The 13660-nt window shown below is 67.7% G+C and carries 17 protein-coding genes; 8 read left to right on the top strand and 9 right to left on the bottom strand.

What is annotated here, in order from left to right; all coding sequences use genetic code 11:
* Positions 1 to 111: 111 nt before the first annotated feature.
* Positions 112 to 585 carry a transcription elongation factor GreA gene (gene greA, locus IAI58_RS07975; RefSeq protein WP_207446664.1) on the top strand — a complete coding sequence of 158 codons (474 nt, stop codon included), beginning with the start codon at positions 112 to 114 and terminating at the stop codon, positions 583 to 585.
* Positions 585 to 1835 carry a threonine ammonia-lyase gene (locus IAI58_RS07970; protein WP_207446666.1) on the top strand — a complete coding sequence of 417 codons (1251 nt, stop codon included), beginning with the start codon at positions 585 to 587 and terminating at the stop codon, positions 1833 to 1835. Before greA ends, IAI58_RS07970 begins: the two co-directional genes overlap by 1 nt.
* A gap of 96 nt (positions 1836 to 1931) precedes the next feature.
* On the opposite strand, the gene IAI58_RS07965 is transcribed toward IAI58_RS07970, so the two are convergent.
* Positions 1932 to 2402 (bottom strand): Lrp/AsnC family transcriptional regulator, encoded by a 471-nt coding sequence (locus IAI58_RS07965; protein ID WP_207446668.1) that lies wholly within the window; start codon positions 2400 to 2402, stop codon positions 1932 to 1934.
* Positions 2403 to 2542: 140 nt separating this feature from the next.
* Here IAI58_RS07965 and trxB point away from each other — a divergent pair, with 140 nt between their 5' ends.
* The 3 genes from trxB to IAI58_RS07950 all read left to right on the top strand — a co-directional run bounded on the left by trxB (position 2543) and on the right by IAI58_RS07950 (position 4912).
* Complete coding sequence (trxB, locus tag IAI58_RS07960; protein WP_207446670.1) at positions 2543 to 3517, top strand: thioredoxin-disulfide reductase; 975 nt, start codon at positions 2543 to 2545, stop codon at positions 3515 to 3517.
* A 6-nt stretch (positions 3518 to 3523) separates the two neighbouring features.
* On the top strand, positions 3524 to 4423 hold the full coding sequence (locus IAI58_RS07955; RefSeq protein WP_207446672.1) for a LysR family transcriptional regulator: 900 nt from the start codon (positions 3524 to 3526) through the stop codon (positions 4421 to 4423).
* Positions 4424 to 4759: 336 nt separating this feature from the next.
* Entirely contained in the window at positions 4760 to 4912 is a 153-nt protein-coding gene (locus IAI58_RS07950; RefSeq protein ID WP_207446674.1) for a hypothetical protein, read from the top strand.
* 44 nt (positions 4913 to 4956) lie between these two features.
* On the opposite strand, the gene IAI58_RS07945 is transcribed toward IAI58_RS07950, so the two are convergent.
* Entirely contained in the window at positions 4957 to 5196 is a 240-nt protein-coding gene (locus IAI58_RS07945) for a DUF2188 domain-containing protein (RefSeq protein ID WP_207446676.1), read from the bottom strand.
* 101 nt (positions 5197 to 5297) lie between these two features.
* Here IAI58_RS07945 and IAI58_RS07940 point away from each other — a divergent pair, with 101 nt between their 5' ends.
* The gene (locus IAI58_RS07940) at positions 5298 to 5624 is read left to right on the top strand and encodes a multidrug DMT transporter permease (RefSeq protein WP_207446678.1); all 327 of its coding nucleotides are present in this window, start codon (positions 5298 to 5300) and stop codon (positions 5622 to 5624) included.
* A 123-nt stretch (positions 5625 to 5747) separates the two neighbouring features.
* On the top strand, positions 5748 to 6482 hold the full coding sequence (locus IAI58_RS07935; protein ID WP_207446680.1) for a PEP-CTERM sorting domain-containing protein: 735 nt from the start codon (positions 5748 to 5750) through the stop codon (positions 6480 to 6482).
* A gap of 146 nt (positions 6483 to 6628) precedes the next feature.
* Here IAI58_RS07935 and IAI58_RS07930 read toward each other — a convergent pair whose 3' ends face one another.
* From IAI58_RS07930 to IAI58_RS07900, 7 genes are all read right to left on the bottom strand, one after another.
* Entirely contained in the window at positions 6629 to 7216 is a 588-nt protein-coding gene (locus IAI58_RS07930; protein ID WP_207446682.1) for a type 1 glutamine amidotransferase domain-containing protein, read from the bottom strand.
* A 64-nt stretch (positions 7217 to 7280) separates the two neighbouring features.
* Positions 7281 to 7781 (bottom strand): DinB family protein, encoded by a 501-nt coding sequence (locus IAI58_RS07925; protein ID WP_207446684.1) that lies wholly within the window; start codon positions 7779 to 7781, stop codon positions 7281 to 7283.
* Positions 7778 to 8779 carry a GNAT family N-acetyltransferase gene (locus tag IAI58_RS07920; RefSeq protein WP_207446686.1) on the bottom strand — a complete coding sequence of 334 codons (1002 nt, stop codon included), beginning with the start codon at positions 8777 to 8779 and terminating at the stop codon, positions 7778 to 7780. Before IAI58_RS07920 ends, IAI58_RS07925 begins: the two co-directional genes overlap by 4 nt.
* Positions 8776 to 9978: a pyridoxal phosphate-dependent aminotransferase gene (locus IAI58_RS07915; protein ID WP_207446689.1), complete on the bottom strand. Its 1203-nt coding sequence runs from the start codon at positions 9976 to 9978 to the stop codon at positions 8776 to 8778. Before IAI58_RS07915 ends, IAI58_RS07920 begins: the two co-directional genes overlap by 4 nt.
* Entirely contained in the window at positions 9978 to 10433 is a 456-nt protein-coding gene (locus tag IAI58_RS07910; protein ID WP_207446691.1) for a GNAT family N-acetyltransferase, read from the bottom strand. The genes IAI58_RS07915 and IAI58_RS07910 overlap by 1 nt, the downstream gene beginning before the upstream one ends.
* Position 10434: 1 nt before the next feature.
* Entirely contained in the window at positions 10435 to 11637 is a 1203-nt protein-coding gene (locus IAI58_RS07905) for a pyridoxal phosphate-dependent aminotransferase (RefSeq protein WP_207446693.1), read from the bottom strand.
* 113 nt (positions 11638 to 11750) lie between these two features.
* Positions 11751 to 12563, bottom strand: coding sequence for a DUF2189 domain-containing protein (locus IAI58_RS07900; RefSeq protein ID WP_207446695.1), 813 nt, complete (start codon positions 12561 to 12563; stop codon positions 11751 to 11753).
* A gap of 320 nt (positions 12564 to 12883) precedes the next feature.
* Here IAI58_RS07900 and IAI58_RS07895 point away from each other — a divergent pair, with 320 nt between their 5' ends.
* A complete protein-coding gene (locus IAI58_RS07895; protein WP_207446697.1) occupies positions 12884 to 13651 on the top strand; it encodes an IclR family transcriptional regulator in 768 nt (255 codons plus the stop codon).
* Positions 13652 to 13660 lie beyond the last annotated feature (9 nt).

Genomic DNA, 13660 nt, shown 5'->3' with positions numbered 1-13660 from the left:
AAAGCGGCCCTAACCCCCTCTAACCCCTACCCTACCGGAGGTCCCGGCCTGGCATCATGCCGGCACCGGGGCAGACGGTGGGGCCATTGTGTATGTCAGGAAGGGCCCGCCGTGCAGAAGTTCCCCATGACCGCCGAAGGTTTTGCCCGGCTCGAGGAAGAGCTGCGCCAGCTGAAGGCCGAGGAACGCCCGGCCGTGATCCGCGCGATCGCGGAGGCGCGCGCTCATGGCGATCTCTCCGAGAATGCCGAGTATCATGCGGCACGGGAGCGTCAGTCCTTCATCGAGGGCCGCATCGCCGAGCTCGAGACCATCGTCCCGGCCAGCGAGATCATCGACGTCTCCAAATTCTCCGGCGATCAGGTGAAGTTCGGCGCCTATGTGACCATCGTCGACGATGAGACGGAGGAAGAGAAATCCTACCGCATCGTCGGCGCCTATGAGGCCGACATGAAGAACGGCTCCGTCTCCATGTCCTCTCCCCTGGCCAAGGCGCTGCTGGGCAAGAAGGTGGGCGACACGGTCGAGGTGCCGGCCCCCGGCGGGGCCCGCGCCTACGAGATCACCGCGGTGCGCTTCAACTGATGACCCGGCCGGTGGTGGACCCGGTTGGCCTGCCCGCCATCGGGCTGCCGCCGGTCGGACTGGCCGAGGTGCGCGCTGCCGCCGCCCGCATCCAGGGCGCGGTGCTGCGCACGCCGACCATTCCTTCCCATGCCGTGGGACGGGCCGTGGGGGCGGAAGTCTGGCTGAAGCTGGACAATCTCCAGGCCACCGGCGCCTTCAAGGAGCGCGGCGCCGCGAACCGCCTGGCGCTGCTCTCGGCGCGGGAACGCGCGGCCGGCGTCATCGCCATGTCCGCCGGCAACCATGCCCAGGCGGTGGCGCGCCATGCCTCGCTGCTGGGCATAGCCGCCACCATCGTCATGCCGAGATTCACTCCCTCCACCAAGGTGACACGCACCGAGGGCTGGGGCGCGCGCGTTGTGCTGCATGGCGAGACGCTGGCCGAGGCCGCCGCCCATGCGCATGACCTGGCGCTGCGCGAGGGGCTGACCTTCATCCACCCCTATGACGACGTGGGCGTCATCGCCGGCCAGGGCACCATGGCCCTGGAGATGGTCGAGGACGTGCCGGAGCTGGACACGCTGGTCTTCCCGGTCGGCGGCGGCGGGCTGCTGGCCGGCTGCGCCGCCGCTCTGGCCGAGCTGAACCCGGCGCTGCGCGTCTTCGGCGTGGAGGTCGAGGGCTATCCCGCCATGGCGCAGCGCCTCTCCGGGCGGCCGGTGGCCGTGGGCGGCCCCACCATCGCCGAGGGCATCGCCGTGCGGGATGTGGGCGAGACCCCCTATGCCATGCTGAGGCGCCTGGGCATCGAGGTGCTGGTGGTGCCGGAGCGCGCGGTGGAACAGGGCATCGCCCTGCTCGCCGAAAGCGCCAAGGTCGTGGCCGAGGGCGCCGGGGCGGCCGGTGTCGCCGCGTTGCTGACCCATCCCGGGCGCTTCAGCGGCCGGCGCGTCGGCACCACGGTCTGCGGCGGCAATATCGATGCCCGCGCGCTGTCCAATGTGCTGCTGCGGCAGTTGCTGCGCGATGGCCGCATCCTGCGGCTGCATTTCGATATCCCGGACCGGCCGGGCATGCTCTCCGACATTTCGAAGCGCATCGCCGATGCGGGCGGGAATGTCATCGAGGTCAAGCACCAGCAGCTCTTCGGCGCGCCCACCGTGCAATCGACCGAGCTGGAGCTGATGATCGAGGTGCGCGACTCCGCCCAGGGCAATGCCATCATCGCCGCCCTGGAAGCCGGACAATACGTGGTGCGGCGGGTCTGAGAACCCGCCCGCCCGGGGCGGCCCCCGGCGGCCCCGGCTCAAGGAATTCGCTCTAAGTCTTTGTTGCAGTCGAATTCCGCCCTGTTCGGGGGCGCCTTAAAGCGGCACCCCCGGCATCTGCTTCGCGGTATGGATCGTCTGCAAGGTCTGCACGCGGGAGACGGCGGCATGTGCCGTCAGGCGCTGGGTCAGCGAATTCTCATGCGCCGTATCGCGCGCGACCAGCCGCAGCAGGAAGTCGCCGCCGCCACGGATCATGTGGCATTCCCGCACCTCCGGCCAGGTCTTCACCTCCTCCTGGAAGGCTTCGAGCATGGCCTGCTTCTGGCTCTCCAGCCCCACCAGCGCGAAGAAGGTGATGGGCCAGCCGAGCGCCACCGGGTCAACCTCGGCGTGATAGCCGCGGATGATGCCCCCTTCCTCCAGCCGCCGCACCCGGCGCAGGCACGGCGGGGCCGAAAGCTCGACGCGGCGCGCCAGCTCCACATTGGTCATGCGGCCGTCGCTCTGTAGCTCAGAGAGAATCTGGCGGTCGACCGCGTCAAGGTTATCTATAGAATCGGGCATCAATTGAACCGTTGGTTGCTCGCGCGGCGTGTGTAGCGCAATATCCTTGCATAGCTCCCCGTATTCAAGGCATCCGGGTTGCGGTCAGCACTGATCTTGCCGATATCTTGAGCCTTGCGTGAGTTATCAGGATCAAGACCTTGCCCGAACTGCACCGTACCCGTCTGTTGATCCTTGGCGCCGGCCCCGCCGGGTACACGGCGGCGATCTATGCCGCGCGTGCCGGGCTACAGCCACTGGTTGTCGCCGGCATGCAACCGGGAGGCCAGCTGACCATCACGACCGATGTGGAGAATTTCCCCGGCTTCGCCGCCCCCGTCCAGGGGCCCTGGCTGATGGAACAGATGCGCGAGCAGGCCGAGCATGTCGGCGCCAGCATCCAGTATGACCTCATCACCTCTGTCGATCTCTCCCGCCGCCCCTTCCGCGCCGTGGGCGACTCGGGCGACACCTATGAGGCCGAGGCGGTCGTGATCGCCACCGGCGCGCAGGCTCGCTGGCTGGGCATTCCGGGCGAGAAGGAGCTTTCGGGCTTCGGCGTCTCCGCCTGCGCCACCTGCGACGGCTTCTTCTACCGCGGTAAGGATGTCGCGGTGATCGGCGGCGGCAACTCGGCGGTCGAGGAAGCGCTCTACCTTTCCAACCTGGCGAAGAGCGTGACGCTGATCCACCGCAGGGACACGCTGCGCGCCGAGCGTATCCTGCAGAAGCGCCTGCTGGCCAAGACGAATGTCACCGTGCGCTGGAATACGCTGACGGAGGAGGTGCTGGCCCAAACCGGCGGCCGCACCCCCGTGGCACGCGGGCTGCTGCTGCGTGACGCGATCACCGGCGAGCGGTCGGAACTGGCGGTCGATGGCGTCTTCGTCGCCATCGGCCATTCCCCGGCCACCAGCCTTTTCACGGGGCAGTTGGCGATGGATGCGGAGGGCTATCTGGTGACCGAGCCTGATTCGACGCGCACGAGCGTGGAAGGTGTCTTCGCCGCCGGCGATGTGCAGGACCGTGTGTTCCGGCAGGCGGTGACCGCCGCCGGCACCGGCTGCATGGCGGCGCTGGAGGCCGAGAAGTTCCTCGCCGTCAGCGAGGACCAATCCCAGGCGCAGGCCGCCTGAACCGCCATGCCGCTCGATTGGGACAAGCTCCGGGTTTTCCATGCCGTCGCCGAGGCCGGCTCCTTCACCCATGCGGGTGAGTCGCTGAACCTCAGCCAGTCCGCCGTCTCGCGCCAGATCCAGGCGCTGGAAGAGGCGCTGCAGGTGCCCCTCTTCCACCGCCACGCGCGCGGACTGATCCTGACGGAACAGGGCGAGTCCCTGAACCGGACGGTGCGCGAGGTCTTCGCCAAACTGGCCATGACCGAGGCCCTGCTGACCGAGAGCCGCGAGCGCGCGGCCGGCCGGCTCAAGGTGACCACCACGACGGGCTTCGGCACCACATGGCTCGCGCCCCGGCTGCGGAAGTTCATGACGCAGCACCCGGATGTGACCGTCACCCTGCTGCTGGATGATTCCGACCTGGATCTGGCGATGCGCGAGGCCGATGTGGCCATCCGCATGCACCCGCCGAAGCAGCCGGACCTGATCCAGCGCCACATCGCCACCTTCGGGTACAGGATCGTCGCCTCGGCCGACTACCTGAAGGGTGCCGGCATGCCGCAGCGGCCCGAGGATCTCGATGGCGGGCACCGGCTGATCGTCTATGGCGACTACCGGCCGCCGGTGGAGAGCATCAACTGGCTGGTGGAGGCCGGGCGTCGCCCTGGCAGCCCGCGCCGGGCGGCGGTGGAGGTGAACAGCCTGCCCGCCATCCTCAATGCCGTGCGGGCCGGCCTCGGGCTGGCCGCCATGCCGGATTATATGGACGACGAACTCATCGGGCTGACCCATGTCCTGCCGGATCTGAAGTCCCCCCGGATCGATGCCTATTTCGTCTATCCGGAGGAGATGCGGCACTCCAAGAGGGTCGGCGTCTTCCGCGACTTCCTGGTGGCGGAGTTACAGGCGTCGAACGCTTCCTAAGCTTAGGCTTATGCACCCATCGCATATCCGACCACAGATATTGGCCGGAGACGCATATCGGAGCCTTGGCGTATCGTTCCGTCACCGGCGACTGGCCGGGAAGGGTTTCGACCCTTTCGTCTCCCAGACGTGAAGCCTCCCTGAATGACTGGCCTGGAAAACTCTGTTTTCCGGGCCTTCTTTTTGGCCGCACCCCGCTGTTGCATCCTGGCCACAGAACTGCCGGAGAGAACCCATAACGGAACTCTCACGACCGTCCCGTGTTGAATGGGGGACAACGAAGGAGCGCCGCGGCGCGGTTGCGGAATGCAGGTTCAGGCCAGGAAAGAATCGAAGGTGATGAAGCGTTACGGTCGGCTAGTCACGGTAGAGCAGCGGGCGTTGGATCAATGGACGCAACGCGCCCTGCAGGAGCGCTACGGCCGGACCATGGATGATCCGCTCCCGGATGAGCTGCTCGCCCTTATCCAGCAGTTCCCGGAACACTGATGCTCCGGGCACGGCCCTGTCGGCCCTGCCCGCTCCGTACCAGGCTATTCGCTGACAGATGTTTCCGGCCGGTCGTCGCCCCTGGCGGTTTCGACATGCCACAGGCCTTCCTGGTCCTGATACTCGATCACCTCCGTCTCATCGCCCTGCTGCTGCTTTTCGGCGGCATCCCTCGCGGCGGCGGCCGCTTGGTCGTGCGTCCGGTAGGTCTCCGAAAAGACATCCCCGACCTTGTACGCCCAGCCGCCATCGTGCTGGACCACGTGATAGACGAGCTTGGCCATGGCATGTTTCCTCCTGCCTGCAGGAGATGAACGGGCTGTGACCCCGGCGGTTTCCCGGCGGTGACTTGGCAAGTGCCGCGGCAAAGGCTACCGCCGGAGATATGGACACCTTCGTTCCCGCCCTGGTGCTGCTCTCTGGCGCTGCCTTCATCCATTCGCGTTCGAATGTGCCGGAGCTACGTCCGGCCTCGGAAAAGGCCGACCTGATCTGGAGCTGGCTTTCCCGCTTCGCTTTCATGCTCTGGCTGGGCCTGCTGGTCTGGGGAACGCAGATGCGCCCCCTGAAGGAGGTGCTCCTGGGCCTCGGCCTGTCGCTGCTCTTCAACCTGATGCTGGCCCTGCGCGGCCCGCGCCCGGTCTGGCCGGGGCTGTCGATGAGCATGGGCGTGGCCGGCGTCGCCATGGGCATCTACCGGTTGCTGCAATAGGCGAAGACCGCGCGCCTCTCTGAGGGCCCACCTTCGATCAACCCCTATCGATTTGCTTCCCTAATCATTCCCTTACCCAAATAAAATCATTGCGGAAGGATAACTTTCCGAAGGGACAATTAGATGCCTTTGCCAAAAATGGCTCTTCTAGCCACCGCAGCAAGCGTCTTGATGTTAGGGGGCGCCGGCACCGCGGATGCCGTTCTGATTTCGGGAACCTCTGACCTATGGTTGGCCGGCATGCCGGACGGCTCAACAGCGAGTTCCGGAGACACCGCACCAGGAGAATCGCCGGTTCTCATTCCGGGCCTCGCACTGGCGGGGGGCACGATTCTCAACTTTGCCGCCACCGGCAGCGTCAGCAACACTCCCACGCCATCCGGTTTATCACCCGATGGCGGGCTGTTCACCTCCCACAGCGCCGGCGCCCTGAACGGCATCGCCACCCTGACAGCCCCGTTCAATTCGTTGATTGGCGTATTCCTCGATGCGGCACAGCCGAATCTTTCGCCCCCGCCGGATGGCCTCAACTTCGCGGCCCTGGGGATCGACTTCGGCAGCCTGGCACCCGCTCTGAAACAACCCTTTTTCATCGGGGATGGGCTGACCGGAACAGGGACCGGAGCAACTCAGGATTTCATTGTACCCGAAGCCGCGACCCGCCTTTTTCTTGGCACCATGGACGCCTTCGGCTGGTTCAACAATTCTGGCTCTTTCGACGTGACGGTGAGCATCCGGGATGGCACGCCAACCCCAACGCCGACTCCGGTGCCAGAGCCCGGAACCCTGGCATTGTTCACAGGTGCTTTGGCCGCGCTTGCCCTCCTGTATCGCCACGGTCTGCCAAAGGGCACGTAGAGGCGATTGCATGGGTTCAGCCGCCGCGCCTCAGGCGCGGGGCCAAACAGGTCGTGCGGAAGGCAAGCTGACGAGAGCGAGCGGGCGGGCCCCGGAACATGCGATGGAGGGAGCCAAAAGCTCCCTCCTGCCGGCCACCGTACGCCTCAGGCGGCCCGGCGGTCTCCATGGTTACCCTCGCCCACTTCCTCGACGATCTTGGCCACGAAGGCATCCAGATCCTTGGGCGAGCGGCTGGTGACGATGCCCTTGTCGGTCACCACCTCCTGGTCCACCCAGGTCGCGCCCGCGTTCTTCATGTCGGTCTTGATGGAGGCGAAGGACGTCAGCTTCCGCCCCTTGGCGAGGCCGGCCTCGGCCAGCAGCCAGGGCCCGTGGCAGATGGCGGCAACCACCTTGCCCTTGGCCGCGAAATCCTGCACTAGCGCCACCGCCTGCGGCTCCATGCGGAGCTTGTCCGGGTTGATCTGGCCGCCCGGCAACACGATGGCGTCGTAGTCCTGCGCGCTCACCTCGGCGAGCTTGCGGTCCACCTTGACCTTCCGGCCCCAGCCGGGCCTCTCCGCCGCTCCGTCCCAGCCCGTGATATGGCCGGGTTCCATCGTCTTCTCCGGTGCCGCGACCTCGACGGTCGCGCCCTTGGCGCGGAGCTGCTCCACCGGCACCAGCAATTCGGATTGTTCGAAGCCATCGGTCGCGAGGACCAGGATGCGAGCCTGTCGGATATCCGTCATGTCCGCTTTCCTCTGTTGTGGGAGACAGGACAGGAACGACCTGGCAGCCACAAGGTTTTGCGGGTCAGGGCAGCACGAAAGGCAGGTCCGTGGCGCCGGTATCCGCGCCGGCCCGGGTCAGCAGGGCATGGGCCTGGCCGCGATGGTGGTTCTGGTGCAGGAACAGATGCGTGACCGCCATCGCCATGGGCCGCTCCATCTCCCGCCCCGCCGCCTGGCTGTACCAGCGCAGCGTGCCGGCGAGCGTCGGCTCGTCCACCCCGGCGGCCCAGGCCGTGATGCGCGCGTCCGTGGCGATGCGGGCCTCCCGCAGCGCCTCGAACTCCGCGATCATCTCCGGGCCCTCGGCCAGCCCCGCTGGCGGCGGCGGACCACCGTCGAAGCGCGCCATCCAGGCCATGTCGCCCCAGAGCAGATGGCACAGGGTCCGGTGCAGGGAGCCGAAGAAGGCCCCCTCATCCCGCCGCCGCACCGCATCCGGCAGCTGGGCGGCGGCAGCATAGAAGCGGCGGTTCATCTCGGCGTTGTAGGACGCCATCATCCGGCACCAGGCCGGGGTGATCATGACTGCGGCGTCTTGTAGAAGATGAGGGTGTCGTGCAGCCGGCCCTCGGCATCGGCGGCGAAGCCGGGGATGCGCCCGGCCTCCTGCCAGCCCAGGGCGCGGTACAGCGCCTCCCCGCCATCGCCGGCGCGGGTATCCAGCGTCAGCAGGCTGCGGCCGATGCCGCGCGCCGCCTGCTCCGCCCGCTGCATCAGCGCGCGGCCGATGCCACGGCGGCAGAATTCCGGATGCACCAGAAGCTTGGCCAGTTCCGCCCGGTGCCGCTGGTTGGACGGCGTGGCGAGGTCCAGTTGCACCGTGCCGGCCATGACGCCGTCCACCCAGGCCACCAGCAGCAGCCGGTTGCCCATGGCGACATCGCCGGAGACCTTGCGCCAGAAGCCACGCGCCGTCTCCGCCGGCAGCGGCGGCAGGTAGGATACGCTGGCCCCCGCATCCACGCAGGCCACCAGGATATCCGCCAGGCGTCGCTCCGCGCTGGCGGCGGCGGCGGCGTCCAGCGCCTCCACCACCACGCCGCGCACCGGCTTGGCGTAACGGAACTCCAGGGATTTCGAGATGTCGTCGAGGATGCGGATGGAGCCGGCGCGCACGAAGCCACGCTTCTCATAGAAACGATGCGCCGCGTCGAAGCGGGTATCGGTCCAGAGCACCAGCCGCTCGGCGCCGGCTTCCTTGGCATGGGCCTCGGCGCCGCCGAGCAGGCGATGCGCCAGGCCGGTGCCGCGCTGCCCCTTCTCGACATACATCTTGCAGATTTCCCAGGCGCGGTCGGAGCCCAGCGGCCGGGTGGCGACCATGCCGACCACCCTGCCCTCCTCCTCCGCCACCCAGACGGTGCCGCCCGCCTTGGCGAAATAGGTGGCGAGCGCGCGCAGCTCCGGCACCTCCCCATCCACATCCAGGATGCAGTTGGGGTATTCGGCCCAGGCGTCCCCGATCAGGCGGATATAGCTGGCCTCGTCCTCGTCCCGCCCGGGACGGATGACCGCCGTCACGCCAGGCCCTTGCAGAAGTCCTGGATCTGGATGCAGGCCTCGCGCAGGCTCTCGGTATCCGTGGCATAGGAGATGCGGAGATAGGGGCTCATGCCATAGGCCGCGCCATGCACGGCCGCCACCAGCTTCTCCTCCAGCAGCGCCATGACGAAATCCGCATCCGTCTCGATCCTGCGCCCGCCGGCCGTGGTCTTGCCAAGGCAGCCGGCGATGTTGGGATAGACGTAGAAGGCGCCCTCGGGCTTGTGGCAGACGATGCCGGGGGCCTGGTTCAGCATCTCCACCACCAGGTCGCGCCGGGCGCGATAGACCTCGGCGCGTTCCTTCACCAGATCCTGCGGCCCCTCCAGCGCCGCCAGCGCGGCCGCCTGGGTGATGCCGCTGACGCCGCTGGTCACCTGCCCCTGCATGTTCACCATCGCCTTGATGACTGCCTTGGGGCCGCCGGCGAAGCCGACGCGCCAGCCCGTCATGGCATAGGTCTTGGAGACGCCATTGGCGGTGATGGTGCGGTCCTTCAGCCGGGGCTCCACCTCGGCGATGGTGCAGAACCCAAAGCCGTCGAAGACCAGATGCTCATACATGTCATCGGTCAGGATCCAGACATCGGGGTGGCGCAGCATCACCTCGGCCAGCGCCTTCATCTCCTCCCGCGAGCAGGCGGCGCCCGTCGGGTTGTTCGGGAAATTCAGCATCAGCATCTTGGTGCGCGGCGTGACGGCCGCTTCCAGATCCTCGGGCCGCAGCTTGAAGCCGTTGTTCTGGGGGCAGTTGACGAAGGTCGGCTTGCCACCGGCAAGTTTCACCATGTCCGCATAGCTGGCCCAGTAGGGCACGGGGATCAGCACCTCGTCGCCCGGGTCGATGGTGGCGAGGAGGGCGTTCATCAGCACCTGCTTGCCGCCATTGCAGACGCAGATCTCGTCCAGCGCGTAGTCCAGGCCGTTCTCCCGCGCGAACTTGGCCTGGATGGCCTTCCGCAGCGCCAGGCTGCCGTCCTGCGGCGGGTACTTGGTGTCGCCGCGCAGCGCCGCCTGATGCGCCGCCTCCACCGCGTGCGGGGGCGTGGGGAAATCGGGCTCGCCCACCGCCAGGCTGATCACCTCCTTGCCCTCGGCCTTCAGGGCGCGGGCGCGGGTGCTCATCGCCACGATGGGGGAGACGGTGACGTCCTTCAGGCGTTCGGCAAGGGCAGGCATCAGCTGTTCGACTCCGGTGGTGCGGCGGGCAGGATGTAGAGCCAGTCATAATCCTGCTCGGCGCCGCGCACAAAGCCGGCCCGCTCATAGAAGCGCATGGCGGGGCTCTGCTTCAGCACTTCCAGATGCACGGGCAGGCCCTCGGCCTCGGCCACCAGCAGGGCCAGGATGGCGCTGCCCAGCCCCTGGCCCTGGCAGGAAGGTTCCAGGAAGAAGGCGGAGATCTCGGCATGATCGGCATGCCGGCGGAAGCCGATGCAGCCGATGGTGGCGCCATCGCGCTCGATGACGCGGATGCCGCCAGCATCGAAGGCCGCGCGGGCATTGCGCCGCCGCCGCTCCGGGTCCCAGCGCCCGATCCGCTCGAGATGCGGGCGCATGGTGCGGGCGGAGAGGTCGTGCAGCGCCTCGAAATCCGCTTCCGCCGCGGGGCGGAAGCGAACTCCTTTCAGCATGTCACTTCAGGCCGGCGCAGAAGCGCTGGATGCGCGTGCAGGCCTCGATCAGCGAGGCGTCGTCCGTCGCATAGCTGATGCGGAAATGGCCGGGGAACATGAAGGCCGAGCCATGCACGGCGGCCACGCCCTCATCCTCCAGCAGCGCGGTGACGAAATCCTCGTCCGTCTCGATCGTCTTGCCGGAGGCCGTGGTCTTGCCCAGGCAGCCATGGATGGAGGGGAAGACGTAGAAGGCACCCTCGGGCGTGATGCAATGGACGCCAGGGGCCTTGTTGAGCAGGCCGACGACGAGGTCGCGGCGCCTCTCATAGACCTTGCGCATCTCCTCGACCGATTCCTGCGGGCCGTTCAGGGCCTCGACGGCGGCGGCCTGGGAGACGGAGGAGGTGTTGGAGGTGGACTGGCTCTGCAGCTTGTCCATGGCCTTGGCCAGCGCCAGCGGGGCACCGGCGAAGCCGATGCGCCAGCCCGTCATGGCCCAGGCCTTGGAGCAGCCGTTCATGGTGATGGTGCGGTCCTTCAGGCGCGGCTCCACCTCCACCATCGTCTTGGACTTGAAGCCGCCATAGACCAGCTTCTCGTAGATGTCGTCGGTGAAGACCCAGACCTGCGGGTGGCGCAGCAGCACTTCGGCCAGCCCCTTCAGCTCGGCCTCGGAATAGGCGGCGCCGGTCGGGTTGGACGGGTTGTTCAGGATGATCCACTTGGTCTTGGGCGTGATCGCCGCCTCAAGCTGCTCGGGCGTGATCTTGAAGCCCTGGTTCTGCCCGGCGGGCACGATGACCGGCTTGCCCTCGGCCAGCGAGACGATGTCGGGGTAGGAGACCCAGCAGGGGGCGGGGATGACCACCTCGTCCCCGGAGTCGATCGTGGCCAGCATGGCGTTGAAGATCACCTGCTTGCCGCCGGTGGAGACGACGATCTCCTCCGGCTTGTAGTCCAGGCCATGCTCACGCTTGAAATAGCCCGCCGCGGCCTCGCGCAGCACCTTGGTGCCGGAGACGTCGGTATAGCGCGTCTCGCCCGCCTGGATGGCGCGGATGGCCGCATCCTTGACGTTCTGCGGCGTGTCGAAGTCGGGCTCACCGGCCGAGAGGCTGATGACGTTCTGTCCCGCTGCCTTCAGGGCACGCGCCTTCGCCGTGATGGCGATGGTCTGGGACGGGGCGATGCGGTCGAGCCGCTCGGCGGTGAGTTTCATGAGTAGGAGCGATCCAGGACGGAGGACGCCGGAACCTACCCCCCTGCCCGGCGCGCGACAACCCGCCGCGCGCCCTGCCCTGCCATGCCGCCGGCAGCCAGGGCCAAGGTGTCCTAGCGCGGCATCACGGCGCGGTAGAGATGCCAGGTGGCATGGCCCAGCACCGGCACCGCCACCGCCAGCCCGACGAAGAGCGGGATGCAGGACACCGCCAGGATCAGCGCCACCATCAGCCCCCAGAGCAGCATGGGTCCTGGGTTGGCCGCCACCGCCGCGATGGAGGCCCGCACCGCCGCTGCGGCGCCGACCGGCCTGTCCAGCAGCAGCGGAAAGGAGATGACCGTCAGCGCCAGCACCGCCACAGCGAAGAGCAGCCCGGCGAGGTTGCCGAGCAGGATCAGCCGCCAGCCCTGCCCGGTGCCGAAAACCTGGCTCAGGAAGCCCCAGACATCCGTGGCCAGCGGCATGCCGGCGAAGCTGGCCTCGAAGATGGCGCGGGCCGTGAAGAGCCAGGCGACGAAGATGGCCAGCAGCATCGCCCCCAGCACGAGGATGGAGAAGATGGAGGGCGAGCGGAGCACGTCGAAGGCATTCACCCAACTCACCGGCAGCCCGGCCTCCCGCCGCCGGCTCAGCTCATAGACCCCGATCGCCGCCACCGGCCCCACCAGCGCGAAGCCGGAGAGCAGCGGCCAGATGATGGGCATCATCTCCCGCCCCGCCGCCGCCGTGGCCGCCACTATGCCGATGATGGGATAGATGATGGCCAGGAAGACCAGCTGCGTGGGGCTGGCCATGAAATCCTGCCAGCCGAGGGAGAGCGCGCGCCAGACGGCATCGGTGCCGATGCGGCGGATGGGCGGCATGCCGGCGGCGGCCCGGGGCGGCATCGGCAGGTCGCTGGAAGAGGCGTGGTATCGGGACATCGGAGCCTCCCTGTGCCAGCCCATGGCGGGCTGGCCGCGATGCGGTTGCGAAGGGCCCGCGAGGCTGAGCCGGACGGTTCGAACCTTGCGCCTGACAAGCGGGCCAGCCACGGCCCTGACTCTGCGCCCGGCAACGGGGAAGCCGTTAACAATTTTCCGGTAAGCTCAAAAAATAAGCAGATCACCGTCAATTCTGCGCCTTTCTTGCTCAGGACAGGCTTCTGGCGATGACGAATTTGCGAAAGGCCGCTTGAAACCCGGCCCCGCGAAAGGCATCGTTGCCTGAAATCGGAACCATGGTTCCATTTTTCGGGATTCAGATGGCCACGCTCGCCAACGCCGCCGATGTGCTGCGCTGCTTCACGCCAGAGAGGCTGGAGCTGACATTGACCGACGTCGTGGCCCTGCTGGGCACACCGAAGAGCAGCACCTCCCGCTTGCTGCGGGCGATGCGGGATGCGGGCTTCCTGGAAATGGCGCCCGGCTCCCGCCGCTACCGTCCGGGCATCATGATCTTCGAGCTGGGCACGACCTATCGCCGCGCCTCCACCCTGCTCGCGCGGGCGGATGAGGCGGTGGGCCGCCTGTCCCGCCGCTTCGGCCATACCGGCTATGTCTCGGTGCTGGATGGCGCGGATGTGGTGGGTGTCGCGCATCACGAGGGCAGCAGCACGCTGCGCGTCGGCACGCCCATCGGCCGGCGCCTGGCCGCCTTCTCCAGTTCCACCGGCCGTTCGCTCCTGGCCCGCCGCGGGGATGCCGAGGTGCGCGCCCTGCATCCCGAGCCGCTGCGCCCCGCCAGCCCCCATTCGCCGCGCGACATGAACGCGCTGCTGGCCCTGCTCGCCGAAGTGCGGCACCAGGGCTACGCCATCTCGCTGGAGGAGGCCAATCCCGGCGTCGGCGGCCTCGCCGTCGCGGTGGGAGAGCGCGCCACCGGCGAGGAGGTCAGCCTCAACCTTGTCTATCCCGTCGCCACCGTCTCCGTCTCGGAGCGGCAGGCCATGCTCCATGCCCTGCTGGCGGAAGCCACCGAGATCGCCACCCTGGTGGACGATCCCTGGCTCGCCGCCCGCAGGGCCGCCTGAAGGAAGTTT

The organism is Roseomonas marmotae (genome assembly GCF_017654485.1).
Taxonomy (GTDB): domain Bacteria; phylum Pseudomonadota; class Alphaproteobacteria; order Acetobacterales; family Acetobacteraceae; genus Pseudoroseomonas; species Pseudoroseomonas marmotae.
This window is presented reverse-complemented; position numbering and strand designations above follow the sequence as displayed.

What these genes read in the sequence shown, in the direction of transcription:
- IAI58_RS07970 (WP_207446666.1), top strand. Translation starts at nt 585, where the DNA reads ATGACCCGGCCGGTGGTGGACCCGGTTGGCCTGCCCGCCATCGGGCTG.
- IAI58_RS07965 (WP_207446668.1), bottom strand. Translation starts at nt 2,402, where the DNA reads ATGCCCGATTCTATAGATAACCTTGACGCGGTCGACCGCCAGATTCTC.
- IAI58_RS07955 (WP_207446672.1), top strand. Translation starts at nt 3,524, where the DNA reads ATGCCGCTCGATTGGGACAAGCTCCGGGTTTTCCATGCCGTCGCCGAG.
- IAI58_RS07945 (WP_207446676.1), bottom strand. Translation starts at nt 5,196, where the DNA reads ATGGCCAAGCTCGTCTATCACGTGGTCCAGCACGATGGCGGCTGGGCG.
- IAI58_RS07940 (WP_207446678.1), top strand. Translation starts at nt 5,298, where the DNA reads ATGGACACCTTCGTTCCCGCCCTGGTGCTGCTCTCTGGCGCTGCCTTC.
- IAI58_RS07935 (WP_207446680.1), top strand. Translation starts at nt 5,748, where the DNA reads ATGCCTTTGCCAAAAATGGCTCTTCTAGCCACCGCAGCAAGCGTCTTG.
- IAI58_RS07930 (WP_207446682.1), bottom strand. Translation starts at nt 7,216, where the DNA reads ATGACGGATATCCGACAGGCTCGCATCCTGGTCCTCGCGACCGATGGC.
- IAI58_RS07925 (WP_207446684.1), bottom strand. Translation starts at nt 7,781, where the DNA reads ATGATCACCCCGGCCTGGTGCCGGATGATGGCGTCCTACAACGCCGAG.
- IAI58_RS07915 (WP_207446689.1), bottom strand. Translation starts at nt 9,978, where the DNA reads ATGCCTGCCCTTGCCGAACGCCTGAAGGACGTCACCGTCTCCCCCATC.
- IAI58_RS07910 (WP_207446691.1), bottom strand. Translation starts at nt 10,433, where the DNA reads ATGCTGAAAGGAGTTCGCTTCCGCCCCGCGGCGGAAGCGGATTTCGAG.
- IAI58_RS07905 (WP_207446693.1), bottom strand. Translation starts at nt 11,637, where the DNA reads ATGAAACTCACCGCCGAGCGGCTCGACCGCATCGCCCCGTCCCAGACC.
- IAI58_RS07900 (WP_207446695.1), bottom strand. Translation starts at nt 12,563, where the DNA reads ATGTCCCGATACCACGCCTCTTCCAGCGACCTGCCGATGCCGCCCCGG.
- IAI58_RS07895 (WP_207446697.1), top strand. Translation starts at nt 12,884, where the DNA reads ATGGCCACGCTCGCCAACGCCGCCGATGTGCTGCGCTGCTTCACGCCA.